The organism is Bacteroides sp. FSHCM14E1 (assembly GCF_019633785.1).
GTDB classification, from domain to species: domain Bacteria; phylum Bacteroidota; class Bacteroidia; order Bacteroidales; family Bacteroidaceae; genus Bacteroides; species Bacteroides hominis.
The window spans coordinates 167,877-194,238 of the sequence record NZ_JADKYL010000001.1 but is presented as its reverse complement, the minus strand read 5'-3'; the positions used below and the strand labels follow the sequence as shown (position 1 = coordinate 194,238).

The 26,362-nt window shown below is 46.6% G+C and carries 24 protein-coding genes; 5 read left to right on the top strand and 19 right to left on the bottom strand.

Annotated elements, in window-relative coordinates; genetic code table 11:
* Nucleotides 1–93 precede the first annotated feature (93 nt).
* The gene (gene lipB / locus ISX59_RS00820) at nt 94–759 is read right to left on the bottom strand and encodes a lipoyl(octanoyl) transferase LipB (protein ID WP_032536143.1); all 666 of its coding nucleotides are present in this window, start codon (nt 757–759) and stop codon (nt 94–96) included.
* A 65-nt stretch (nt 760–824) separates the two neighbouring features.
* Between lipB and ISX59_RS00815 the strand changes: the two genes are divergently transcribed.
* Nucleotides 825–1,664 (top strand): helix-turn-helix domain-containing protein, encoded by an 840-nt coding sequence (locus ISX59_RS00815; protein ID WP_005777027.1) that lies wholly within the window; start codon nt 825–827, stop codon nt 1,662–1,664.
* Nucleotides 1,665–1,780: 116 nt separating this feature from the next.
* Here ISX59_RS00815 and ISX59_RS00810 read toward each other — a convergent pair whose 3' ends face one another.
* The 4 genes from ISX59_RS00810 to ISX59_RS00795 form a co-directional block, all read right to left on the bottom strand.
* Nucleotides 1,781–3,991, bottom strand: coding sequence for a cation-translocating P-type ATPase (locus ISX59_RS00810; protein ID WP_032540628.1), 2,211 nt, complete (start codon nt 3,989–3,991; stop codon nt 1,781–1,783).
* Between the two features lie 51 nt (nt 3,992–4,042).
* Complete coding sequence (locus ISX59_RS00805) at nt 4,043–4,354, bottom strand: heavy-metal-associated domain-containing protein (RefSeq protein ID WP_005777023.1); 312 nt, start codon at nt 4,352–4,354, stop codon at nt 4,043–4,045.
* A gap of 50 nt (nt 4,355–4,404) precedes the next feature.
* Nucleotides 4,405–6,621 (bottom strand): TonB-dependent receptor, encoded by a 2,217-nt coding sequence (locus tag ISX59_RS00800; RefSeq protein WP_032536132.1) that lies wholly within the window; start codon nt 6,619–6,621, stop codon nt 4,405–4,407.
* Nucleotides 6,622–6,800: 179 nt separating this feature from the next.
* The gene (locus tag ISX59_RS00795) at nt 6,801–7,196 is read right to left on the bottom strand and encodes a hypothetical protein (RefSeq protein WP_080715614.1); all 396 of its coding nucleotides are present in this window, start codon (nt 7,194–7,196) and stop codon (nt 6,801–6,803) included.
* 138 nt (nt 7,197–7,334) lie between these two features.
* Here ISX59_RS00795 and ISX59_RS00790 point away from each other — a divergent pair, with 138 nt between their 5' ends.
* The 4 genes from ISX59_RS00790 (at nt 7,335) to gcvP (ending at nt 12,454) form a co-directional block, all read left to right on the top strand.
* Nucleotides 7,335–8,189 (top strand): RsiV family protein, encoded by an 855-nt coding sequence (locus ISX59_RS00790; protein WP_005777018.1) that lies wholly within the window; start codon nt 7,335–7,337, stop codon nt 8,187–8,189.
* A gap of 94 nt (nt 8,190–8,283) precedes the next feature.
* Nucleotides 8,284–8,904: a 16S rRNA (guanine(527)-N(7))-methyltransferase RsmG gene (gene rsmG / locus ISX59_RS00785; protein WP_005777016.1), complete on the top strand. Its 621-nt coding sequence runs from the start codon at nt 8,284–8,286 to the stop codon at nt 8,902–8,904.
* Between the two features lie 19 nt (nt 8,905–8,923).
* Nucleotides 8,924–9,562: an MBL fold metallo-hydrolase gene (locus ISX59_RS00780; protein WP_005777014.1), complete on the top strand. Its 639-nt coding sequence runs from the start codon at nt 8,924–8,926 to the stop codon at nt 9,560–9,562.
* A 42-nt stretch (nt 9,563–9,604) separates the two neighbouring features.
* On the top strand, nt 9,605–12,454 hold the full coding sequence (gcvP, locus tag ISX59_RS00775; protein WP_220575544.1) for an aminomethyl-transferring glycine dehydrogenase: 2,850 nt from the start codon (nt 9,605–9,607) through the stop codon (nt 12,452–12,454).
* 115 nt (nt 12,455–12,569) lie between these two features.
* Here gcvP and ISX59_RS00770 read toward each other — a convergent pair whose 3' ends face one another.
* The 14 genes from ISX59_RS00770 to ISX59_RS00705 all read right to left on the bottom strand — a co-directional run bounded on the left by ISX59_RS00770 (nt 12,570) and on the right by ISX59_RS00705 (nt 26,352).
* Complete coding sequence (locus ISX59_RS00770) at nt 12,570–13,139, bottom strand: nitroreductase family protein (RefSeq protein WP_195341365.1); 570 nt, start codon at nt 13,137–13,139, stop codon at nt 12,570–12,572.
* A gap of 27 nt (nt 13,140–13,166) precedes the next feature.
* Nucleotides 13,167–14,255 carry an HpaII family restriction endonuclease gene (locus ISX59_RS00765; RefSeq protein WP_005805387.1) on the bottom strand — a complete coding sequence of 363 codons (1,089 nt, stop codon included), beginning with the start codon at nt 14,253–14,255 and terminating at the stop codon, nt 13,167–13,169.
* Nucleotides 14,256–14,315: 60 nt separating this feature from the next.
* Nucleotides 14,316–14,933, bottom strand: a complete 618-nt coding sequence (locus ISX59_RS00760) for a YigZ family protein (RefSeq protein ID WP_005805385.1) — start codon at nt 14,931–14,933, stop codon at nt 14,316–14,318.
* 25 nt (nt 14,934–14,958) lie between these two features.
* The gene (locus tag ISX59_RS00755; RefSeq protein ID WP_005805382.1) at nt 14,959–15,360 is read right to left on the bottom strand and encodes an FKBP-type peptidyl-prolyl cis-trans isomerase; all 402 of its coding nucleotides are present in this window, start codon (nt 15,358–15,360) and stop codon (nt 14,959–14,961) included.
* A 138-nt stretch (nt 15,361–15,498) separates the two neighbouring features.
* A complete protein-coding gene (locus tag ISX59_RS00750; RefSeq protein ID WP_220575543.1) occupies nt 15,499–16,746 on the bottom strand; it encodes a DUF1015 domain-containing protein in 1,248 nt (415 codons plus the stop codon).
* Nucleotides 16,747–16,757: 11 nt separating this feature from the next.
* Complete coding sequence (locus tag ISX59_RS00745; protein WP_005777001.1) at nt 16,758–17,678, bottom strand: NAD(P)-dependent oxidoreductase; 921 nt, start codon at nt 17,676–17,678, stop codon at nt 16,758–16,760.
* A 93-nt stretch (nt 17,679–17,771) separates the two neighbouring features.
* On the bottom strand, nt 17,772–18,839 hold the full coding sequence (gene serC / locus ISX59_RS00740) for a 3-phosphoserine/phosphohydroxythreonine transaminase (protein WP_005776999.1): 1,068 nt from the start codon (nt 18,837–18,839) through the stop codon (nt 17,772–17,774).
* Between the two features lie 490 nt (nt 18,840–19,329).
* Nucleotides 19,330–20,649, bottom strand: coding sequence for a DEAD/DEAH box helicase (locus ISX59_RS00735; protein WP_220575542.1), 1,320 nt, complete (start codon nt 20,647–20,649; stop codon nt 19,330–19,332).
* Between the two features lie 19 nt (nt 20,650–20,668).
* Nucleotides 20,669–21,793, bottom strand: coding sequence for a BF3164 family lipoprotein (locus ISX59_RS00730; protein ID WP_220575541.1), 1,125 nt, complete (start codon nt 21,791–21,793; stop codon nt 20,669–20,671).
* A 90-nt stretch (nt 21,794–21,883) separates the two neighbouring features.
* Complete coding sequence (gene nqrF, locus ISX59_RS00725; RefSeq protein WP_005776994.1) at nt 21,884–23,155, bottom strand: NADH:ubiquinone reductase (Na(+)-transporting) subunit F; 1,272 nt, start codon at nt 23,153–23,155, stop codon at nt 21,884–21,886.
* Between the two features lie 22 nt (nt 23,156–23,177).
* Nucleotides 23,178–23,804 (bottom strand): NADH:ubiquinone reductase (Na(+)-transporting) subunit E, encoded by a 627-nt coding sequence (gene nqrE, locus ISX59_RS00720; RefSeq protein ID WP_005776993.1) that lies wholly within the window; start codon nt 23,802–23,804, stop codon nt 23,178–23,180.
* Between the two features lie 28 nt (nt 23,805–23,832).
* A complete protein-coding gene (locus ISX59_RS00715) occupies nt 23,833–24,465 on the bottom strand; it encodes an NADH:ubiquinone reductase (Na(+)-transporting) subunit D (protein ID WP_005805372.1) in 633 nt (210 codons plus the stop codon).
* Between the two features lie 16 nt (nt 24,466–24,481).
* Nucleotides 24,482–25,159, bottom strand: a complete 678-nt coding sequence (locus tag ISX59_RS00710) for a Na(+)-translocating NADH-quinone reductase subunit C (RefSeq protein ID WP_005805370.1) — start codon at nt 25,157–25,159, stop codon at nt 24,482–24,484.
* Between the two features lie 14 nt (nt 25,160–25,173).
* On the bottom strand, nt 25,174–26,352 hold the full coding sequence (locus ISX59_RS00705) for an NADH:ubiquinone reductase (Na(+)-transporting) subunit B (RefSeq protein ID WP_032542406.1): 1,179 nt from the start codon (nt 26,350–26,352) through the stop codon (nt 25,174–25,176).
* Between the last annotated feature and the right edge of the window lie 10 nt (nt 26,353–26,362).

Genomic DNA, 26,362 nt, shown 5'->3' with positions numbered 1-26,362 from the left:
TCAAACATAAAATCGCCAACCTGTAAGGAGGGCGATTTTACCAGGCAACCGTATCATTGGATGCAAACAGAGCAAACCAGAGAGGTCTGATTATCATTTTGACAAAAGGAAAGTAAGCAGTTCGCTCCCCAGCCTCTCTTTTACCTCGTCCATATCAACACTGTGTCCGAGTTCTTTCTGAAGGGAAGTCACGCCTTTATCAATAAAACCGCAAGGATGAATGTAACTGAAATAGCGTAAATCGGTATTCACATTCAGCGCCAGTCCATGCATCGTCACGTAATGACTGCTCCGAACCCCTATCGCACATATCTTACGGGCACGGGGCGTATCACCTTCCAGCCAGACTCCTGTCGCCTTCTCTAAACGGCCGGCCTCGACGCCGTAAGATGCACAGACACGGATAACGGCTTCCTCCAGCAAGTGTACATATTCCTTCAGCCCCAATCCGAACTCCTCAAGATTAAGAATCGGGTAACACACCAATTGCCCGGGACCATGATAGGTGATATCGCCGCCACGGTCGATGTGATAGAGGGTGGCACCGATAGCCTTCAGTTGCTCCTCTCCCAGCAGCATATTATTTTCCTTTCCGCTACGCCCCAGGGTATAAACGTGCGGATGTTCACAAAAAATGATGCGATTCTCGTACTTTTCCCCTCCCTGCTTGGCATGGACGAGGGCATCGAACCATTCCGTCTGTCGGCTCCATGCTTCAGAATACGGAATAAGTTCCCAATCGGTTGTAATTGTTTTCATACGGACAAAGATAAAGAAATAAAAGAAAATGTGTATATTTGCGTGATTCAAAAAAAGAAAGTAATATGAAGTTTGACTTTCCACAAGTAGATCTCCCATGCGAACTTCTGGCATGGAATGATGTAACTGAAGATATCTTGAATATCTACAAACAATCGTGCAGGCTGAAAGCCGGCATCTTTGCTATTTGTACGGAAGGTAAGATGACCGCAACCATTAACCTGATCGATTACGAAATAAAACCGAACGATCTGATCACACTGCTGCCGGGCACTATCATCCAGTTCCGCGAACGGACAGAGAAAGTACGTTTATGCTTCGCCGGATTCTCGTCGGAATGTGTAGAACGAATCAACCTGATAAAATCGATGGTCAGCTCTTTCTCTAAGATAACCGAATGCCCGATTGTGGAATTACAGGAGGATATAGCCAGTTATCTAAAAGATTACTTCTCCCTGTTGGCACGAGTGACATGTGATGAAAGGTTCTCTCTTCCCTCCGAGATGACGGAAGTATCTTTGAAATCTATTCTGACCGCCGTCGGACTGATTTATCAGAAATATTCCCGGAAAGATCACAATACGAACCGTAAAGAAGAAATCTGCCGCGAATTGGTAGGATTGGTCACAGAGCATTATGCGGAGGAACGCCGTGCCCAGTTCTATGCAGACAAGTTGGGAATATCACTGCAACACCTCAGTACCACAGTCAAACAAGTGACAGGACGCAACGTACTGGATGTGATAGCCTATGTGGTCATTATCGACGCGAAAGCCAAATTGAAATCGACTCACATGACCATTCAGGAGATTGCCTATTCGTTGAACTTCCCCAGTGCTTCTTTTTTCGGAAAGTACTTCAGGAGATATGTAGGCATGAGTCCGCTGGAATTCAGAAACAGCTGACACCTTTCGTGGCAAAAAGATTTTCACCACAGAGGCCACAGAGTATTCATGTTGATCATCCATGACTTGAAGTTTACTCTGTGTCCTCTGTGGTGAGTTAGTTTTGAAAGGACTTGTTATTTTCTGGCCAGACTCAATGAATTCAGTACTACACTAACACTTGAGAATGCCATTGCCGCACTGGCAAGCATCGGGTTCAGCAACAGTCCGTTGATAGGGAACAGGATGCCGGCTGCAATAGGGATACCTATGAGATTATAGATAAATGCCCAGAACAGATTCTGGTGAATCAGTTTCACAGTCTGTCTTGACAACTCGAAGGCGCGGGGGAGCAACAGCAGGTCGGATGTCATCAACGTAACCATTGCTACATCCATGGCTATATCCGTCCCTTTCCCCATCGCTATGCTGACATCGGCCAGTGCCAACGCCTGTGAGTCGTTAATTCCGTCACCTACCATAGCTACGGTTTTTCCCTGCATCTGGAGTTCACGCACAAACTCTTCTTTATCATCCGGCAAGGCATCTGCCACAAAGCGGTCGATGCCCAACTTACCCGATACGGCAAGTGCCGTGCGTTGTCCGTCGCCGGTCAGCATACAAATGTCGATCCCCTGACGTTTCAACTCTTTCACAGCCTCGGCCGAAGTCGGCTTTATCTGATCGGCAATGGCAATTACGGCAAGCACCTCACTGCCACGGCCAAAGTATACAATGCTGTTTCCATCCGATTCGTATTGCACCATCATTTCGGCAAGCACATCAGAGAGCGAAGCGCTGAAATCTTTCAGTAACTTGTGGCTACCCACCCAATAAGTCTCCCCTTGATAAACCACCTTGATTCCTTTTCCGGTGATACTCTCAAAGCTGTCCAGTTGGGCAGGAACTATTTTCTCCACTTCCTGCAGAGAAGAGACAATGGCTCCGGCAAGCGGATGTTCGGATTTAAGTTCGGCCGCCAACAGGACATTCTTGAAATGTTCTTCCTGCACCTGTGCCCAAAGCCATCCGGAAACCGTGGGATGTCCCTCGGTCAACGTCCCGGTTTTATCGAGCACCACTACATCTACTTTACGCATCTGCTCGAGGGCAACCGCATCCTTAATCAGGATATGATTACTGGCTGCTTTGCCTATGCCCACCATCAGAGCGGTAGGTGTGGCAAGTCCCAGAGCACACGGACAGGCAATGACCAGTACGGATACTGCCGAAAGCAGGGCGTGTGAGAAATAATCGGTACCTCCCACCAAAAGCCAGATAACAAACGTCAGCACGGCAATACAAAGCACGACAGGCACAAAGATTCCGGTCACCCGGTCTACGATGCGCTGTACGGGCGCTTTACTCCCCTGAGCCTCCTGCACCATGCGGATGATGCGTGCCAGCACCGTCTCGCTTCCTACACTGGAGGCTTTAATCACAAAAGAGCCTTTCTGGTTGATAGTTCCCGCCAATACACGGTCGCCCGTTTTCTTTTCTACGGGAATCGGTTCGCCGCTGATCATACTTTCGTCTACATAAGATTCTCCTTCGGACAACCGCCCGTCTACGGGAATCTGCTCACCGGGACGTACCACCACCAGGTCGCCTGCCTGCAACTGGTCTATCAGGATATCTTCTTCAACTCCTCCCCGAAGCACACGGGCCACACGGGGTTGAAGTCCCATCAACTTCCGAATGGCAGTAGAGGTATTCCCCTTGGCACGCTCTTCCATCAGTTTACCGGTCAGCACAAAAGCGATGATGACTACTGCCGCCTCATAGTAAACGTGAGGTTCAAGTCCTCGGTTATACCAGAATTCGGGAAAAAATGTGTTGAAGACGCTGAACAGGAAGGCGATGGAGGTACTGAGTGTCACCAGGGTATCCATATTACTCCTCCCCAAACGTGCCTGCCGCCAGGCATTGACATAGAAAGAACCTCCGAAGAAAATCATCACGGGAAGGGCGAGTATCAACTGAATCTCGTTAGAGAAGGGCACATGCATCAAGACCATAGAAAACAGCAACATGGGGACAACGAAGATCCATGCACCGATGACCTGCCGCTTCAGCAGTCGGTAATGTTTCTCCTGGGCCTCCTCCTGACGCTCCTCTTTCAGGGCCTCTTCCACTATCAGGTCATAACCTGCGGCAAGTACGGCCGCACGGATTTCTCCGGGAGTCAGCTTGTCGGCTTCGTACGAAACGGACAGTGTGTTTGTGGCGAAGTTGACCGATGCGTCTACCACACCGGCCAATTTCTTCACTGTTTTTTCCACATTATTAGCGCACCCCGCACAGTGCATGTTCAGTACAGGAAACGCTTTCTTTATAATATTACCCATAATCTATTATTATATATACTATCTAATAAACAATGAGGTAAAGAACAATGTTCACTTCTTGTCCGTTTCCTTTGCTTCCTTTATGACTACAGCTTCGTATTTAAATTTCCGAAAGCCTTCTTTCAGTTTTTCAACATTCGTCTTTTCCGCATCGTAAGTGATGGTGACGGTTTGAGTTTTCAAATCAGTCTTAAAGTTTTTAAGTCCTTTTTCGAACTTGATATTGTTCTTCACCTTTCGTTCGCAGTTGGCGCACTCCATCTGTGCCACTTTGAAAACAACGGTACGAAAGTCTTTTGCCGCAACGGCAGTCACCGAAAGTAAAGCCACCACCAGTGTGGCAATCATTTTTTTAGTCTTCATGAATGTAAGTATTAGTAATCAATAATTTTAGTCGTTCGTTCTACTCTCTTTCAATCTCGTGCCAGGTTAAACCTCACTCCGATATATCCCTTTGCTCCATGTACCGGTCCCCATATCATAGTCGAGTCAAAATGATCTCCCCAAGGATTGGCTGCATCGATAATCGGATTCTTTTGTTTGAAATTTGTCAGGTTCTCACCTCCAATGTATACCGACCAGCGTCGGAAATAGCGCGTCACCTGTGCACTAAGCTGACTAAAGCCTTTATAACGGGCATCCCACGAAGGAGTGCCGTCAGCAAGTGTATACGGATCGGGCATACGTCCTCCTCCATTCATCTGCCAGGTGGCATCAAACTGCCACAAGCCCAGCGGAGTCTGATAAGAAGCGGTTACAAGTCCTTTGTATTTCCCGGTCAGCGGCTTCTCCATCAACCGGTGATTGTAAGTCGTCTTGGCGTCTGTCCAACGATAGGCAGCTGTCAGCGAAAAACCCTGAAAGAACGGATAGGTAGCCTCCACCTGAAACACTTGTGAATACGACCGTCCGTCGAGATTGTAGAACGCCACCTCATGGGGATTCGTATCCATATCGACAACGACCTGTTTCAGGAAGTCAGTGTAATAGTATTCCAGATTCAGGTTCAGCGTTTTCCCGAAAAGCGGAATGTAACCCGATATACTTGCGCCATAGTTCCACGCTTCTTCCTGGTCGAGGTGACCGGCAATACTTACCTTCCGGCTACTTGCCATCAGATAATTGTTTTCGGCAAGCACGTGATTCGTACGATACCCTTTTCCGGCAGAAAGACGGAAATGAACAAAGTCATTGGGGTTGTATTTAATGTGGGCACGTGGAGTCACGAAAAAGCCGTACTCACTGCTATGGTCGCCACGAAGTCCGGCCATCACCACCAGTTTATTCTCCAGATTAAAAGTGTACTGCGCATAAGCTCCTCCTACCGATTCGCGTGCAAAAGCCTTCGTCAACGGAGTGTCAGCATTGTTGGTCAAACGGTAATGCTGGTCATATCCGTCATAATTATAACTGAATCCCGCCGAAAGACTGTGTTGCTTTGTAAATTCGGTTTCAAACATCAGCGAAGCATAAGCGTTGGACTGGTCAACATCATAAATCTTACGTCCATAAAGCGCATCCTGGTTGTGCAGCGTACCGGACAGAATCAGCGCAAGATTCGTATTCTTCTCCTTATTAAATATATAGGCATTCTTGGCAAAAGCCTCGTAACGGCGGGTTTCAATATCGATAGCATAGCGATCGGCTGCCGGCACACCGCTATGACTCACCTGACCGCCTTTTCTGCTTTCGTCCAGCGCTTTGATGCCTGCCTGAAACACATAGTGGTCACCCATATAGGCCCAACGGTTCCAAAAATTATACTGCTCTATCCGGGGAATATCGGCAAAGCCGTCATCGTTGCCGTCATGTGCTTTCGTTTCATTTTCGTAATGTGCCAGCAACGAAGTACTCCATCGTTTGGAAAGTTTCACCGTGGCATCCGCATTCGCCTCATAACGATTGGTGGTACTGGCAAAAAGATTGGCCGAAACCCAATCCGCCTCAGGCAGTTGCGGCTTCTTAAATTCAACATTGATCTGTCCGGTAAGGGCTTCATAACCATTCTTCACGGACGAAATCCCCTTGGATACTTGTATGCTATGCATCCAGGGACCGGGAACATAACCCAACCCGTAAGGAGAAGCAGCACCGCGATAGTTCGGAATATTCTCGGTCAGCATCTGCACATAAGTTCCCGATAGTCCGAGCAACTTGATCTGCTTCGCTCCGGTAGCAGCATCCGAATAGCTGACGTCCACTGAAGGATTGGTGACAAAACTCTCGCCAAGATTGCAACATGCTGCACGACAGAGCTCGTCACTGGTAATGATCTCTTCGTTCATCACGCTGTTGCGCAGCTTCAGTGTGCTCAACTTACGACTGACAATATTCACTTCACTCAGTTCCATCCCCTCGCGAAGTACTACGTCCAGAACGGCGTTCTTGTCTTTCACTTGTATGGTATCGTTTTCGTAACCTACAAAACTTACAATGAGATGACTGCCCCTGTCGGGTTTGGATATGGAAAAAGTACCGTCCTCACGAGTGGCTACCCCACCGGGAATATTCTTCCAGAAAACGTTGGCACCGATAATCGGTTCGCCGGCCTGATCTTTCACCGTACCGCTCACTTGCGCTTGTACAGTCAGACTGCCGAGAAGCAGTCCGGTCAATAATATATATTTCATTAAATAACTTCGTTTGTCTTTTTTATTTGGTTTATATTCAATAAGAAATAAGTAGGATTCACCACAGATTACACAGAAGAACACAAGTTGTCCCGCTTCAATAATTAACGGTATTAACCCTTAAATAGTGAAAGCCTGTGCAATCTGTGATGCAATCCAAACAGTAAATATTGAAGAAACTAAATAAGCAAAGTAGAATAAAGAGCTAAATAATGCCGGGAACTCGTTTTAGGTGGCGGTACCACATAAGGAGCTTCCAACACCCCGTCACGGAAAAGCGCACACAGCAGATCCGATACCTGGTCGCAAAGGAATACGCTGACAGGAGCAGGGACAGAAGATTCGAACGCCTGCTTCACCAGGTCAAGTTTATAGATAGTCGCCGTACATCCCTCACCCCGGCACGATTTATGGAATTCAAAATCGAACTTATCACAGAAGCCGCATTTGTCGGCACAACAGCAATTTGCCGTCTCACAACCACTGCAACAATATTGAACGACAGAGACTCCCGCCCCTACATACACTATAAGGAGGGAAAGAATAACAGCGAGTATATAGCGGAATCTCTTCATAACGGTTGCAAAGATAAGCAGATTTAACCAGCTCTCCTCATTCTTTTTTCTTTTTTTATGCTGCCGATTCACTAATATGAACTATATTTGTCGATAGTGAACGATTATATAAATGTTGAATTTAAAGAAGAACCCCTTATGAAAAAACAATATGTCAGTCTGCTTGCGATAATACTTGCTACAAGTGGCTTTTTATTTTCTTGTGGTGACAAGATGAACAAGAATACCGGTGCGCTGGAATTCGACAGCATACAAGTGAACGAAACGGCACATCTCTTCGGAGATACGGCAAAGCCGGCATGTAACCTGACCATCAATTTCACGTATCCGGTGAAGTCATCGGACAACAAATTGAAGGATAGCCTGAACAGCTACTTTATAGCTGCCTGCTTCGGAGAAGGATATATCGGTGAAAAACCGGCAAAGGTGGTAAAGGAATATACTGAACATTACGTAAAGGAATATCGCACAGACCTTGAACCCATGTATGCCGAAGACGAAAAGAACAAAGAAAGCGAAGGGTCCATCGGCGCATGGTATTCGTATTATAAAGGAATAGAGAGCCACGTGCAACTCTATTATAAGAACCTGTTGGTTTATCGCATCAACTACAATGAATATACCGGAGGCGCGCATGGCATTTACATGACAACCTTCCTTAATATGGATCTGATAAACCTGCGTCCACTGAAGCTGGATGACATTTTCACAGGTGATTATAAGGAAGCACTGACCGACCTGTTATGGAACCAGCTGATGGCAGACAAAAAAGTAACGACCCATGAAGCACTTGAAGATATGGGCTACGGTTCTACCGGAGATATCGCCCCGACAGAAAACTTCTACCTCGACAAAGACGGCATTACCTTCTATTATAATGTATACGACATCACTCCGTATGCCATGGGACCGGTAGAAATTAAGATTCCATACGAGATGATGGAGCACATGCTGGGTAGCAACCCGATCATCGGAGAGATGAAAGCTCAATAGATTAACCCTTTTTATTAAAATACAGATATATTACAACCTTATGGATACAACAGAACAAACTTCCTCCCTCCCCTCTACCGGAGGGGAAACCGGAGTGGAGCTTCTTCTTAAATACTTTCCTGACTTGACGGAAGAGCAACGCAAACAATTCGCAGCTCTTTACGAACTTTACATTGACTGGAATTCTAAAATCAACGTAATCTCGCGCAAAGACATCGAAAACTTGTACGAACATCATGTGCTCCATTCACTGGGAATTGCCCGTGTCATTCGTTTCCGTCCGGGTAGCAAAGTTATGGATCTTGGCACCGGAGGCGGATTCCCCGGTATCCCGCTGGCTATTCTTTTTCCGGATACAAAGTTTCACTTGGTGGACAGCATTGGAAAGAAAGTACGTGTAGCAACCGAAGTGGCCAATGCCATCGGTCTAAAGAACGTCACTTTCCGTCATGCCAGAGCCGAGGAGGAAAAACAAACATTCGACTTTGTCGTAAGCCGTGCCGTGATGCCCCTGGCCGATTTGATAAAGATAATCCGGAAGAACATTTCGTCCAAACAGCAAAATGCCCTCCCCAACGGGTTAATCTGCCTGAAAGGCGGCGAGTTGGAACATGAAGCAATGCCGTTCAAGCACAAGACAACCATGCATAGCCTGAGTGAGGATTTCGACGAAGAGTTTTTCCAGACCAAGAAAGTGGTATATGTAACGATTTAAACGATCAAACAACATAGTCATGAAAATAAAGAGATTTGAGTTCAATATGTTTCCCGTAAACTGCTATGTGTTATGGGATGAAACGAACGAGGCAGTCGTGATAGACCCAGGCTGCTTTTATGACGAAGAGAAACAAGCTTTAAAGAACTTCATCGTCACCAACCATCTGAACGTAAAACATCTGCTGAACACTCACTTACATCTGGATCACATCTTCGGTAATCCATTCATGCTTCGTGAGTTCGGACTATCTGCCGAAGCAAACCAGGCGGACGAGTACTGGATAGACGAAGCTCCCAAGCAGAGCCGCATGTTTGGTTTTCAGCTGAACGAGGCACCTGTGCCATTGGGAAAATACCTGCATGACGGGGATATCATAACTTTTGGAAATACAACGCTGGAGGCAATCCATGTACCCGGACACTCTCCCGGAAGTCTTGTATATTATTGCCAGGCAGAAAACTGCATGTTTTCAGGAGATGTATTGTTTCAGGGAAGCATCGGCCGGGCAGACCTGACCGGAGGCAACTTTGATGAACTGAAAGAGCATATTTGTAGCCGACTGTTCGTGCTGCCCAACGAAACAATCGTTTATCCGGGGCACGGTGCACCGACTACCATTGGGATAGAGAAGGCGGAAAATCCGTTCTTCAGGTAAGAGAATATCAACAAACCTTATTATAAATAAATCATTAATAACATGAAAACCGATTTATTAGCCTGCCGTCACATCGGCGTCAACAAAGCGGATGCCGAAGTAATGCTCCGGAAAATTGGAGTTGGTTCGCTCGACGAACTGATTGATAAAACCATTCCGGCCAATATCCGGCTCAAAGCACCTCTGGCACTGCCTGCGCCGATGACCGAATATGAATTTGCCCGCCACATTGCCGAGTTGGCAAGCAAAAACAAGTTGTTCACGACCTATATCGGCATGGGGTGGTACAACACAATCACTCCGGCAGTCATCCAACGCAACGTCTTCGAAAACCCCGTCTGGTATACTTCCTATACTCCTTACCAGACAGAAGTTTCGCAAGGCAGACTGGAAGCTTTAATGAATTTCCAAACCGCCGTATGCGACTTGACTGCCATGCCATTGGCCAACTGCTCTCTGCTTGATGAAGCAACCGCCGCTGCCGAAGCTGTGACAATGATGTACGCTCTGCGTTCACGCAACCAGCAAAAATCCGGAGCCAATGTGGTATTTATCGACGAGAACATCTTCCCACAAACCCTGGCTGTCATCACTACCCGAGCCATCCCGCAAGGAATTGAAATCCGTACCGGAAAGTTCCGCGAACTTGAATTTACAGACGATCTCTTTGCCTGCGTCTTACAGTATCCCAATGCGAATGGTAATGCGGAAGATTACCGTGAGTTTACGGAAAAAGCACATGCAGCCAACTGCAAAGTGGCTGTAGCCGCCGACATCCTGAGCCTCGCCCTGCTTACACCTCCGGGAGAATGGGGGGCAGACATCGTATTCGGCACTACACAGCGTTTGGGTACTCCGATGTTCTACGGTGGTCCCTCGGCTGGCTATTTCGCTACCCGCGACGAATACAAACGTAACATGCCGGGACGTATCATCGGATGGTCAAAAGACAAGTATGGCAAACTCTGTTACCGCATGGCACTCCAGACGCGCGAACAGCATATCAAACGGGAAAAGGCGACCTCAAATATTTGTACCGCACAGGCATTACTGGCTACGATGGCCGGATTCTATACCGTCTATCATGGACAGGAAGGTATCCGTAACATCGCTTCACGCATCCATAGCATCGCTGCTTTCCTTGAAAAAAATATCGGGAAACTGGGATATAAGCAGGTAAACAAACAATACTTTGATACCCTCCGTTTTATCTTGCCCGATAGCATCTCAGCACAGCAAATCCGGACTATCGCTTTAAGCAAAGAGGTGAATCTGCGCTACTTTGATAATGGCGATGTAGGTTTGAGCATTGATGAAACGACCGATATAGCAGCCGTTAACGTCCTATTGTCTATCTTTGCTATTGCTGCCGGAAAAGACTTCCAGAAAGTGGATGACGTACCCGAAACAAGTACCATCTGCAAAGAACTGAAACGCCAGAGCCCCTATCTGACACACGAAGTATTCTCTAAATATCACACGGAAACGGAAATGATGCGCTACATCAAGCGCCTTGACCGCAAAGATATTTCACTGGCACAGTCAATGATTTCACTTGGCTCCTGCACCATGAAGTTGAATGCAGCTGCCGAAATGCTACCGTTGAGTTGTGCCGAGTTCATGTGCATGCATCCGCTTGTTCCGGAAGATCAGGCTGCCGGTTACCGCGAACTGATCCACAACCTGAGCGAAGAGTTGAAGATTATCACCGGGTTTGCCGGAGTGAGCCTGCAACCCAATTCCGGTGCTGCCGGTGAATACGCCGGACTACGCACCATCCGCGCTTATCTTGAAAGCATCGGACAAGGACACCGGAACAAAGTATTAATCCCTGCATCTGCCCACGGGACCAATCCGGCATCTGCCATACAAGCAGGCTTCACTACCGTGACTTGTGCTTGCGATGAACACGGAAACGTAGACATGGACGATCTCCGCACCAAAGCTGAAGAAAACAAGGAGGATCTGGCTGCGTTAATGATCACCTATCCCTCCACACATGGTATCTTCGAAACGGAAATTGTCGAAATCTGCCAGATCATTCACGATTGCGGAGCACAGGTATATATGGATGGCGCCAACATGAATGCTCAGGTAGGATTAACGAATCCGGGATTTATCGGTGCAGATGTTTGCCACCTGAATCTGCACAAAACATTTGCTTCTCCTCACGGTGGCGGCGGTCCCGGTGTAGGCCCGATCTGTGTAGCCGAACATCTGGTACCATTCCTTCCGGGACACGGACTGTTCGGAAACTCACAGAACGAGGTTTCTGCCGCTCCATTTGGCAGTGCAGGCATTCTGCCCATCACTTACGGCTATATCCGCATGATGGGAACCGAAGGACTGACAATGGCAACCAAAATAGCAATCCTGAATGCCAACTATCTGGCAGCCTGTCTGAAAGATACATATGGCATCGTATACCGGGGAGCCAATGGCTTTGTGGGACACGAAATGATCCTGGAATGTCGGAAAGTATATGAAGAGACAGGTATCAGTGAAAATGATATTGCCAAACGTCTGATGGATTATGGCTATCATGCTCCTACCCTCTCCTTCCCGGTTCACGGCACACTGATGATTGAACCGACTGAAAGTGAGAGCCTCGCCGAGTTGGATAACTTCATCCATACGATGTTGACCATCTGGAATGAAATTCAGGAAGTGAAGAACGGTGAAGCCGATAAGGGGGACAATGTGCTTATAAATGCTCCACACCCCGAGTATGAAGTAGTAAGCGACCGGTGGGAACACTGCTATACGCGTGAAAAAGCTGCATACCCGATAGAAAGTGTACGTGAAAATAAGTTTTGGGTGAATGTAGCCCGTGTCGATAATACATTAGGCGACCGCAAACTATTGCCGACATGCTATGGCCGTTTCGACTGAAATTAATTTGATTCACCACAGAGTTCACAGAGTATCACAGAGTTTATCTCTTGTAATTTCTACTCCGTGATACCCTGTGTTACTCTGTGGTGAATTTAAACTTGAATCCGATACTCTATTCCACAATGGTTATTGTACCTTCTTTCACCGTTTTTTCCTTCAACGATACACCTTCTGCCTGATATCCCAAAGCTACGCAACCGTAAACTTTATGGTTCTCGGGTACTCCAAGAGAGGTAAGATACGCCCGGACTTCCGGATCATCGCAAGTCGTCCCGAGTTGATTGATCCAGCAAGAACCGATGCCCAAAGAACGGGCTGCCAAAAACATATTCTCAATGGCACAGGCACAGTCCATCCCGGCCCACCACTGGGTAGGGTCATTAGAAACAATGACCAAACTCGGAGCATGATAATAACAACAATAAGTCTCACTATGTCCACGCTCCTGAAGACGCTTATCGTCACTTTTAGCAAATGCTCCCTTGATACGATTGTTCAATTCTTCAAGTTTAGCCGCACTACGGACTGCCGTAAAATGCCACGTTTCATAATGCATGCCGCTCGGTGCATAGGTAGCTGCCTCCAGTATGGCATTCAAGTCTTCCGACGGTACCTGCTTTTTATCATAGACACGCACACTGCGGCGTGCCTTAATCGTTTCTAAAACTTCATTGGTTTTCATCATGAATATCTATTAATATTGTATTCCTTATCTTTTAATTAAACCAATCTTGGCATTCAGTTTGAAATAGTATACACCATTCTCCCTTTCAAGGAATCCATACTTATCTTTATCAACCGATCCTTTTTCAAGACGTGAATTCAGATAAAGGAAGTCCTCAAACGTTTTCTTTTCCGACTTATGATAGCACAACACCTCGCCACTGCCATCAACCAGTAATATACCTTCAACAGCCGAGTCCGTCCCGTTGTATATTTTTGCCGGGCGCATACCCAAAGCGAGCGCCAATAAGAATTGCTTCATTTTAAATTCATAAAAACCATGCTTGCTGATCAACTCTTCTTTTATCTTGAGAGGATTTACTGTCTTCATCAGTTCGGTCAGTTCACTGATACGTGTGATGCCGTCCAGATGCATCGTACGCACCATCTCCGCCAACACACGAGGAAAATGCAAGTCAATCATCAGCAAGTTACAGCGAAACACACGGTCTGCCACATCCGAGTATTTCAACACACCTCCCAGACGTTCGATCATCATCATGCGCTCGGCAACCTCCGTAGGCGATTCGGGAAGGGCATTAATTTTATTTACGGTAGGTGCAGCAAACTTTACACCGGATTGCTCCAATTTCAGGTTTGCAGCACGTCCCCCATCCAGCAACGGATTCATCGCACTCAGACGCGAACGGACATTGAAACCGGCTAACGGAGCTTCGGGATGCCAAAAGGCGATTGAGAAATCGGTACGATCTTCCGTCCGTGCTTCAAGATCAAAGATTCCGGCTTCGTCCAAAAACTCCTCCACCCCATCGGGAGAAGTGACTTCATCGGTAGACGAACCTTTTATCGCATTCAGAATCAGGTCAGCCACCGTTGCAAAATCTTCGCGGGGCAAGCTTTTTCCGACTTTCTCACCTTCCATCCGGATATCTTCTCCTTCGATATAATAACACCGGGTGCCATCATGCTCCTCACGCTGAATCATCGCAATAGGCCAGCACTTTTCATCTTCTTTCTTTGCTTGTGGAGTTCCGAGAGAAACTTTTCCGTCCGCCAGCAGACGAAAAAAAACATATAGCTCACTCCACTCTCTTTTTGTTGCTTCAAATGCCATTCTATCTATCTTTTTATTATGTGTGGGAAGAAAACCTCCCCCCTGTCTTATTTCTTTCTCTTATTCATTTCCTTCTTCTTCATCTAAAATACGTGCAGTTTCCACTTTTTCCAACCGAGACCTTAAGCGAGGCATCACCGACTGTCGGATGCGAAGTGTCATGCTGCAATCCATATCATACGACTGGGAGAGAATTTCCGGTTCCTCCTCTTTCACAATCCGCATCACATCGTTCATAAACGGATATTCAAAAAGCACGGTTACTTCTTCATCCACCGTTTTCTCTACAACAGTGGCAGCGGCAATAGCCTCCGCGGCGGCGGCTTTATAAGCCACAATCAATCCACTGGTTCCCAACTTGATTCCCCCGAAATAACGAACCACGATAATCAGAATATCCGTCAGTTCGTTGGAATTAATTTGTCCCAGAATCGGTTTGCCGGCCGTACCGGAAGGTTCTCCGTTGTCGTTTGCACGAAAGTTTTTACGTTCGTGCCCCAACATATAGGCATAACAGACGTGACGGGCATCGTAATATTTCTTCTGATACGTCTCCAGATGATTCTTAATCTCTTCCAATGTACGCACCGGAAGAGCGATGGCAATGAACTTACTACGCTTCTCGGTATAGGTACCTTCTGAAACTTCAGTGATGGTTTTGTATGTATCTTCTGACATGATATCCGGAATCATTTTTAGTGGTTCAGGCTATACCTAACAACTGTACTTCAAAAACCAGGGTCGAAAAAGCCGGAATAGGACCACTGGTACGTGTCCCATACCCCATGGTATACGGGATGTAAATTATCCAACGATCTCCCACCCGCATTTTCTGCAAAGCGATCTGCCATCCCTCGATGACCTCACTCAAACGGAAAGCTTCGGGACAGTTCCGTTTCCAGGAATTATCAAATTCCCGTCCATTGATCAGTGTCCCCCTGTAATGGACAGACACCACACTGCCGGGCCGGGGAGTAGCGGTACCACTACCTTCCTCCAAAACCTTATATAATATGCCACAAGGCAATTCGTATACATCCGCTTCGGCACGTAATGCCTGCATGAATTGCTCGTTCTGCAACTTGTATTCTTCTTTTCGTCCCATAGATCTATTCAGATAATAATTACTTCGGTCACAAAGATACGGAAAAACGTACATATTTGGATAGCCCGGAATGCAAAACGAGGATGTTCCTCTGTTTTAGAGTAACATCCTCGTTCTTTTTCTACATCGATACGCTCTTTATTCCAACTCGTGTATCACCAGTCCGGAACGCAGTTTCGGCTCGAACCAAGTGGTTTTCGGAGGCATAATGTTTCCCGTATCGGCAATATCCATCAGTTGCTTCATTGAAACGGGATAAAGGGCCAGTGCCACTTTCATCTCTCCGCTATCCACCCGTCTGCCCAGCTCACCCAAGCCACGGATACCTCCCACAAAATCGATCCGTTTGTCCGAACGCAAATCTTTGATACCCAGAATTTCATCCAGAATCAGATTGGAAGAGATCGTCACGTCCAATACCCCAATGGGATCATTGTCGTCATAAGTTCCCGGTTTGGCTGTCAGGCTATACCATTTACCTTCCAGATAAAGGGCAAAATTATGCAATGCAGCGGGTTTATAAATCTCTTTCCCCTTCTCCTCTACCACAAAATTCTTTTCAAGAGCAGTCAGGAATTCGGCAGGTGTCAGACCATTGAGATCTTTCACCACCCGGTTGTAATCAATAATAGTCAACTGGTTCGCCGGAAAACATACAGCCATGAAGTAATTATATTCTTCGTCTCCGCGATGACCGGGATTCTGTTTCGCCTTCTCGGCTCCAACCAGAGCGGCAGCGGCCGAACGATGGTGTCCGTCGGCAATATAAAGTGCCGGCATAGCAGCAAACTCTTTTGTGATCACAGCAATGTCATCGTTATCATCAATCACCCAGAAAGTATGCCCGAATCCGTCACCGGGAGCAATAAAGTCGTATACCGGTTTTTGAGCCGTATACTTCCGGATGATAGTGTCGAGCACTGCATTATCGGGATAAGCAAAGAATACCGGTTCGATATTGGCATTGTTCACACGAACATGCTTCATACGGTCTTCTTCCTTATCACGCCGGGTCAGTTCATGCTTTTTGATAACGCCGTTCATGTAATCGGGCACATAAGCGTCTACCACCAGTCCGTACTGCGTCTTGCCGTTCATGGTCTGGGCATAGATGTAATAATTCTCTTTATCATCCTGCACCAACCACCCTTTATCGCGAAACAGACGGAAGTTTTCTGCCGCCTTGGTATAGACTTTCTCGTCGTGTTCGTCTGTTCCGACCGGAAAATCTATTTCAGGTTTAATGATATGATACAGTGATTTCTCGTTTCCGGCAGCTTCTGCACGAGCCTCTTCTGAGTTCAACACATCATACGGACGTGATGCGACCTGTTCTACCAAGTCCTGTGGAGGGCGGATGCCTTTAAATGGTTTTATTGTTGCCATAAAACTGGGGATTATTTGTTCACTCTAAATTTTTCGCAACCCTCTTTCAGGAAGCCTACAATCTGTTTCGCCGCAGCAATACCTGCATTGATATTTGCCTCGGCAGTCTGAGCACCCATCTTCTTCGGTGTTGAGAAATAACGTCCGGCAAAGAGTTCGGTAAACTTCGCATTGGCAGCAGGCATAATATCGGTGATGTATTTAAAGTCCGGACGTTCTTCCATCAGCTGAATCAGTTCATCCTCATTGATCACCTCTTTACGGGCCGTATTGACCAAAATAGCTCCTTTCGGCATATTCTTCAGTAAATCACGGTTAATGGAATTCTTTGTTTCGGCTGTAGCCGGAATATGCAGTGAGACGATATTACAAATTTTGTAAAGTTCTTCGGCCGAGTCGACGGCTTTCACTCCATCTTTTTCAATCACATCTTTCGGGCAGAAAGCATCGTAAGCGTAAAGCTCCATGCCGAATCCTTTGGCAATACGTGCCACATTGCGTCCCACATTGCCATAAGCGTGGATACCCAGTTTCTTTCCCATCAGTTCCGTACCCGACGTTCCATTATAGAAATTGCGGACGGCATAAACGAGCAGCCCGAACACCAATTCGGCCACGGCATTCGAATTCTGCCCCGGAGTGTTCATTACGCACACACCGTGTGCGGTAGCGGCGTTTAAGTCCACATTGTCATATCCGGCACCTGCACGGACTACTATTTTCAATTCCTTCGCAGCCTCAAGCACTTCCGCATCGATGATATCGCTGCGAATGATAATGGCATTCGCATCTTTCACCGCATCAAGTAATTGAGCCTTATCTGTATATTTCTCAAGCAGAGCCAATTCGAATCCGGCTCCTTCTATTTCTTTCTTTATACCATCTACGGCAATTTTGGCAAATGGTTTTTCGGTTGCAACAAGTACTTTCATTTCCTTTGTTATGTTTTGGGGATAATTCACCACAGAGGGACACAGATTTGTCTTTCTTCTTCAATTATGGCACTCTGTGGTGAAATCACATTATTAATGAAGTTTCTCAAATTCCTGCATGCAGTCAATCAGCGCCTGTACACTTTCCTTCGGCATCGCATTATAACAAGATGCACGGAAACCACCTACAGAACGGTGTCCTTTAATGCCGGACATACCTTTGTCCGTAGCGAATTTCAGGAAATCGGCTTCAAGATCTTTGTATTCCGGTGCCATTACGAAACAGATATTCATGCGTGAGCGGTCCTCTTTAGCAGCCGTTCCCACAAACATCTTGTTGCGGTCTATCTCGGCATACAGCATATCTGCCTTTTCGGTAGCCCGGCGATCCATCTCTTTCACGCCACCCTGAGCTTTGATCCAGCGCAAAGTCTGCATCGCAGAATATATAGGCAATACGGGAGGTGTATTAAACATAGATCCGCCGTCAATATGGGTTTTGTAATTCAACATACTCGGGATGTAACGTGACACTTTGCCCACTGCATCGTCCTTTACGATAACAAAAGTGACACCGGACGGAGCCAGATTCTTCTGTGCACCACCATAGATACAGATGTACTTCGAAACATCTACCGGACGAGAGAAAATATCAGATGACATATCGGCAACCATCGGAATCGGTGAATCGAGATCTCCCTTCAACTCTGTACCATAAATCGTGTTGTTGGTTGTCACATGGAAATAGTCTGCATCAGCAGGTATGGTAAAGTCTTTAGGGATAAACGTATAGTTTGCGTCAGCCGAAGAAGCTACCTCAACCACTTCGCCAAACCCTTTCGCTTCTTTCATCGCTTTCTTCGCCCAAACACCGGTGTTCAGGTAAGCAGCTTTCTTTTCAAGGAAGTTGTAAGGTACCATACAGAACTGCATACTGGCACCACCGCCCAAAAAAAGTACCGAATACCCTTCGGGAATATTAAGTATTTCCTTAAACAAAGCTACGGCTTCGTCCATGACTGCCTGAAAATCTTTGCCTCGGTGGCTGACTTCCAAAACAGAAAGACCTGAACCGTTGAAATCGAGAATAGCTTTCGCTGTTTCTTCTATTACTTCGCGAGGGAGAATGGAAGGGCCTGCACTGAAATTATGCTTTTTCATTTGATGAGTGTTTTTGGTTATACAATTTCGTTATTTTATGTCTACTGACATGGCGAATTTACGAATTTATTTCCTCTCAACAAACGTTTCTCTATAAAATTACAATCTCAGAGGGCATTTATCTTACTTTTTAATGGTTTATGCAGGAATTATACACCATTTTGTTATCTATACATGCCAAGATGGTAGAAAAAAGTTCAAACTGATATTATTACAAGGCTATCTATTTTGAAATGAAAGAGAGAGTGACTAAAAAGTGAATATTTATAAGAAGAAGAGGCAAAGACCGTAAAGAACCGGGGGCGGACAACCGGAGCGCCGGGGTACAGTGCCCGGAGCGCCGGGATGTAGGGAAGGAAGAGCCGGGATCCGAAAAGCTGTTTCACCACAGAGGACACAGAGGGCACAGAGAATAGATCTTTAAACAGGAGATTAAAACTCTGTGCCCTCTGTGTCCTCTGTGGTAAAATAGCTATCAGATAAATCCGTTTTAATCCGCCTCTTCAATCACCGTCTTCATCCCTTTGATCTTCTCACCGCGTATAAGCGTCAGCAATTGCTTGACCTTAGACCGCCGCACGGCTACAAAAGCATAATGGTCCTTCACATCGATTGCCCCAACATCTTCACGCACCAGATTTCCTTTCTTATAGAGGAATCCGGCAATATCGATCTTACTCAATTTGTCCTTCTTCCCTTTACCTATATAAATAGTTATCCACTGAGGTTTAGACGGACGGGGCGCGTTCTCCGGTAAGTCAAAGATATCGAGTTCCGAAGGTATATAATCCGGCACGCGTTCCTCCGGATTCAATATCAGATAAGAAGTACCCGTCGCATCCCAGCGGGCAGTACGTCCGTTACGATGAGTAAAAGCTTCTTCATTCACCGGGATATGATAATGAATGATATGCTCCACCTCCGGGATATCAAGTCCGCGGGCAGCCAAGTCTGTAGACACCAGCACCGGACAGCTGCCATTACGGAACTTATACAGTGCCCGTTCCCGATCCGGTTGCTCCATACCTCCATGAAAGCGTTCATTGGAAACTCCTTTTTCCGTTAGTAAGGCACTCACACGGTCCACCGCATCCCTGTGGTTACAGAAAACAATACTCGAACTGCTTCCCAACGTACAAAGCAACTTATAGAGGGTTTCTATCTTATCTTTAGCAGGCGAAACCACCTTCATCAACCGCAAACGTGATTCCTCCACATCGTTTGTCAGGAAATCAAGCTTTATCGTACGGTTCAGTCCTGTAAATTGCGGAATCTCTTCCGCATCTGTTGCCGAAGTCAGAAAACGCCGTTTCAAGTCGGGCAACTGTCCGATAACCGTTGCCATCTCTTCCTGAAAACCAAACTCCAGGCATTTATCAAATTCATCGATCACCAACAGGGCCACTGTGCTTGCATCGAAGTTCTGCTTGGAGAGATGGTCGTTCATACGGCCGGGCGTACCGATGATAACCTCCGGCTGCATTCCTTTCATCGTCCTATGCTCTTCCATTGCCGGACGTCCGCCATAACAACTCATTGCCTTGAACTCTGTTCCCATCGCCTTGAACACCTGCTCTATCTGCAACGCCAACTCGCGCGAAGGCACCAGCACCACAGCTTGTACTCCTTTCACATCAGCCCTCAGACTACCGACCAACGGTAACAAGAAAGCAAGGGTCTTGCCCGAACCTGTGGGCGAAAGCAATATCAGGTCTTCGCCACCTTTATTAAATGCCTCAATAGATGCTTCCTGCATCGGATTGAGCTGTTCTATTTTCAACCTATCGAGTATCTCCTTCAATCCATTCATTGTTTTTTCTTTCTCTTGTTTAATCCTTTAATTGATATATAAAGTAAGGGTTATCATTATAATAAGTAATCAGCATCAGGCGGTTCAACCGTCCGTCCACCATCATAGAAATGCTGAAATTATCCAACTTATACTTTCGGACCGGATTACCATTCCAATCGTACTGCTCTACGTACATATAGCGATTTCCTTTATCATTGTCACTGCCCACTGCATAAGGTGTACGTCCCGAATAGGAAATATACACATAATCTCTCGTCGGAGACACCTGCATATAATGCGTTACGTTCGCATCCAATCCATCAGCAATGTTTAAAGTTTCATCATCAAAACCTTTTTGCTGGAAGTTCAGAGTCCGGACGCTATCACCTTTCATATTCATGAACTTCACTATCTTGAAGTATTTATAAGCATAAACCATCCGATTTCTCTGCGGATTGGCAGCCAAAGATCCCAAAACCGGTGATTTTCGAGCGAACCTCAATGTCAACGGATAGCGTTTTTCTTCTTTCAATGAATCACCCTCCACCTTGATTGTACGTATATAGCGTCCTGACTGATAAACAAATTCATTCTTGCCAATCTCTTGCAAATCGTTTACTCCCCATTTTTCTGTAGGAAATAACGTATAGAGATACGTTTGGTTCAGTTCCTTATCCAACCGATATATCCTTCCATTACTTCTTTCATACAGACAGCATAATGCTTCCTTATCAACCGAAGGCACCACCTCCGGTATAAGAAATTCATCCGGTCCGTTACCCTTTACCCCCACAGTCTTTATGTAGGTCATGGCCGGATAATGGAAAACAAAGTAAGGTGCCCTATAATTTTTCTGCACCAAAATACTGTCCGAGCAGAGTAACATCCTGTCTTCGGACGTCTTGAATATAAAAGTATCGGGCTCAACGATCTGCTGCCCCTTCAGTTCGACAACTTCCCCAAACGGATCCTGATCTTTCAGAAAGACCTCGCCCGTCTCCAGTGGAGCTAAAGAAACGATATCCTTCTCCATTGCTTGGGCAATGACACTGTCCTGCACCTGTACTCCGTCTCCGGCTGCACTTTTCTGTCTTCCGCCACACGATAGTAAGTTCACGCCCAATAGAACGAAACAAACTGAACTGACAACTCTGTTTTTCATAGCTGTTTCAATTTTAATGATGACACAAAGATAAAAAAAAACTGCTTCCGGACAGCCGAAAGCAGTTTCTTTATTATAATTCCCGAAGGATTATCCACCGAAGTTATCAAACATCAGGTTCTTAGCCGGAACACCAAGATCGTCGAGCATCTTCTCAACAGCCTTGCTCATCGGGCCAGGACCACACATGTAATATTCAATGTCTTCCGGAGCTTCATGGTTCTTCAGGTAAGTTTCGTAAATCACGTTGTGTACGAAACCTGCTGTATACTTCACGCCGGCTGCGTCTGCTGCAGGGTCCGGACGGTCGAGTGCCAAGTGGAACTTGAAGTTCGGGAAATCTTTTTCAATCTGCAGGAAGTCTTCCAGATAGAACACCTCGTTCAGTGCACGGGCACCGTAGAAGTAGTTCATCGTACGGTCAGTGATATGCAGTGTCTTCGTCAGGTGCATAATCTGAGCACGCAACGGAGCCATACCTGCACCACCACCAATCCACATCATTTCGTTCTTCGAGTCGAGGATCGGGTGGAAGTCACCGTAAGGGCCACTCATGGTCACCTTATCACCCGGCTTCAGTGTGAAGATGTAAGAAGAAGCGATACCCGGCATCACATCCATAAAGCCCGGTCCCTGGTCTTTCGGTTTGAAAGGAGGAGTAGCGATACGTACAGTCAGCATGATGCGGTCACCCTCAGCCGGATAGTTGGCCATAGAGTAAGCACGGATAGTCGGTTCGTCGTTGCGGCACTTCAAGCCCAGCAGACCGAATTTCTCCCATGCCGGAAGATATTCGTCACCGATCAGGCTCTTATCGATATCCTTATCATAATCCATCGAGAAGGTAGGAATCTTGATCTGAGCATACGAACCCGGCACGAAGTCCATGTGTTCTCCCGGAGGCAGAGCCACGATAAACTCTTTGATAAATGTAGCCACGTTCTTGTTCGAGATCACCTCACACTCCCACTCTTTCACACCCAGGATAGACTCGTCGATCTTGATAGACATATCCTGTTTCACCTTTACCTGGCAACCGAGGCGCCAGTGATCGGCCTGTTCTTTACGAGAGAAGAAACCGGTTTCGGTAGGCAAAATCTCGCCACCGCCTTCGAGCACCTGGCAACGGCACTGTCCGCACGAACCCTTACCACCACAAGCCGATGAAAGGAACACATTGTTGGCAGACAACGTACCCAGCAGTGTACCACCCTGAGATGTTTTCAGTTGTTGCTCTCCATTCATCGTAATCGTAACCTCGCCCGAAGGAGAAAGATAGCTCTTCGCAACGAGCAGTATAATGACAAGCAGGATGATCACCACAAGGAAGACTCCGATACTTGCTAATATTAAAGACGTCATTGTTTTATTCTTTTTACTTTAGTTATAACTTCAATCCAGAGAAACACATAAAGGCCATAGCCATCAGTCCTACTGTGATAAACGTAATGCCCAGACCTTTCAGCGGAGCGGGAACATCAGAGTAGGCCATCTTTTCGCGGATAGCAGCCAGACCAACAATAGCCAGTAACCAACCGATACCGGAACCGAGCGCGTATACCACAGCACTACCTACACCGGTGATGGCCTGCGGGTTCGACGGATCCATCGTGATTCTCTGCTGCATGAACAGTGAAGCACCCATGATGGCACAGTTAACGGCGATCAGCGGCAGGAAGATACCCAGTGAAGCGTAGAGCGAAGGGCTGAATCGTTCCACTACCATTTCTACCAACTGCACGATACCGGCAATAACGGCAATAAAGAGAATAAAACTCAGGAAGCTGAGGTCAACACCTTCAATGATAGCATTGGCAGCCAGCACCTTTGTCTGAAGCAAGTAGTTGACCGGCAACGTAACGATCAAAACAAAAGTTACGGCGATACCCAGTCCTACAGCAGTTTTCACATTCTTCGACACAGCCAGATATGAACACATACCCAGGAAGAAGGCGAATATCATGTTGTCCACAAAGATGGAGCGGACGAATAAACTTAATAATTGTTCCATAATTTTTCTTTTACTTTCTTAGGTTGTATTACTTTTCCTGGAGTTCTTTGCAACGGCTGCGCTGATACCAGATGATACAAGCACAGATGATCAGTGCCATCGGCGGCATCAACATCAAACCATTGTTGATATAGCCCATCTTGTAGAATGCCTCAGGGATAATACGGAAGTTGAGCAACGTGCCCGATCCGAGCAATTCGCGGAAGAAAGCCACGATAATCAGAATCTTGGCATATCCCAGACCATTACCCACACCGTCGAGGAATGACTCCCACGGGCCGTTTGCCATGGCAAATGCTTCCAGACGTCCCATCAGGATACAGTTTGTAATGATCAGACCTACGTATACCGAAAGCTGCACGCTTACGTCGTATGCAAATGCCTTCAGCACCTCACTTACTATAGTTACCAACGCGGCTACTACCACCAACTGTACGATGATACGGATACGGTTAGGAATCGTCTTACGCAGCAAAGAGATAACGACGTTTGCAAAGGCCGTAATCACAGTTACCGAAAGACCCATCACGATAGCCGGTTCCAGTTTGGCCGTTACAGCCAGCGCCGAACAGATACCGAGCACCTGCACGGTTACCGGGTTATTCAATCCCAGCGGAGTAGCGAATACTTCTTTATTCTTTTTAGAAAATAATTGGCTCATATTCTATCGTTCCTCCTTAATTATTAGTTAAAAATTTATCGTACTGGCTCAGACAAGCTTTGATCATGGCGTCCACACCTTTCGAAGTGATTGTACCACCCGAAATACCGTCCACCTGATAAGCAGGGTCTGTCACCTTTCCGTTTTTCTCTACAGCCAGTGCAACCTGTCCGTCTTTCAACACCTTCTTGCCCGAGAATTCACCCTGGAAAGCGGTTGTCGCAATTTCGGCACCCAAGCCCGGAGTTTCGCTGGCATGCGAGAAATAAACACCATAAACAGTGTCCTTATCAGCATTTAAAGCCACATATCCCCAGATAGCGCCCCAAAGGCCGGCGCCATAAACCGGTACCACATACTTGGTCTCTCCGTCTACCTCACATACGAAAACGTGCAAACGATTGTTCTCCTTTGCTTCTTTTTCGTAGCTGATAGAGAAACCATCCGTATTTTCTGTCAGAGTGCCATCTACGTTCATCAGCATGTCACCCTTTACATATTTATTATATTCAGCATCGGCGTCCTTCACATCTCTGATGTTCAAAGCAGCCAGAATTTGCTTCTTCGTATCCAGCTCCTGATTCTTGTTCTGAATCGCTTTCAGTGAAGAGCTGACGAATGCGAGCAGGAATGCCACGATAACAACCATTACCGAAGCATAAATGATAGTATAAGAATTACTATTTGTATTCATCTTTCTTGTTCGGTTTAATTGTTAGACTTAATAGCGCGTTTTTCACGCAGTTTGATGTTGCTCTGAACCACACAGTAGTCAATCAGCGGAGCGAAGATGTTCATCAGCAGGATAGCGAGCATCATACCTTCGGGATAACCGGGGTTCAGCACACGAATGATGATGGCCATCGCACCGATCAGGAATCCGAAGATATACTTACCGGTCTCCGTACGTGCAGAAGTCACAGGGTCGGTAGCCATAAATACGGCACCGAAGCAGAAACCACCCAGCACGAGGTGTTCGTACCAAGGCATGTGAGCCATGGCAGTGTCCGGACCTACAGCATTGAAAATCCAGCCCATAAAAGCACCACCTACGAATACGGAAAGCATCGTTTTCCAGCTTGCGATACCTGTCCACAACAGGATAGCAGCACCAATCAGAATAGCAATCACACTGGTTTCACCGATAGAACCCGGAATCAGGCCGGTCACCATGTCCCAGGAGAAAGCCGGGAACCCGTTCGGATCGGTAGCAGTAGATGCTACCCCCAACGAAGTGGCCGCTGTCAGTCCATCTACCGTATTACCCAGTCCGAAGATGCTGTCTTGTGCCACCCAAACGGCGTCACCCGACATCTTGGTAGGATAAGCGAAGAACAGGAATGCACGGGTCACAAGGGCAACGTTGAACACGTTCATACCTGTACCTCCGAACACTTCTTTCGCAAAAATAACAGCGAATGCAGTGGCTATGGCCAGAATCCACAACGGGCAGTCTACCGGTACAATCATCGGGATCAGGATACCCGAAACGAGGAATCCTTCCTGAATCTCTTCCTTCTTCCATTGTGCCACCACGAACTCAATGCCCAGACCCACTACATAAGATACGATAATCTTAGGCAGAATGGCCAGGAAACCGTAAATGAACATTTCGATGAAGCCACCCTGAGCTCCGGTGTGAGTGAAATGCTGGTAACCTACGTTGTACATACCGAACAGCAAAGCCGGTATCAACGAAATAACCACAATCGACATGATACGTTTGCTATCAATCGAGTCGTGGATGTGCGCTCCCGATTTCGAAGTGGTGTTGGGCACGAACAGGAAAGTTTCGAAGCCATCGAACACCGAACGAAACGCGTGGAGTTTGCCGCCCTCTTCAAAGTTCGGCTTTATCTTATCGAGATAATTTCTTAACGCTTTCATTAATTATGAA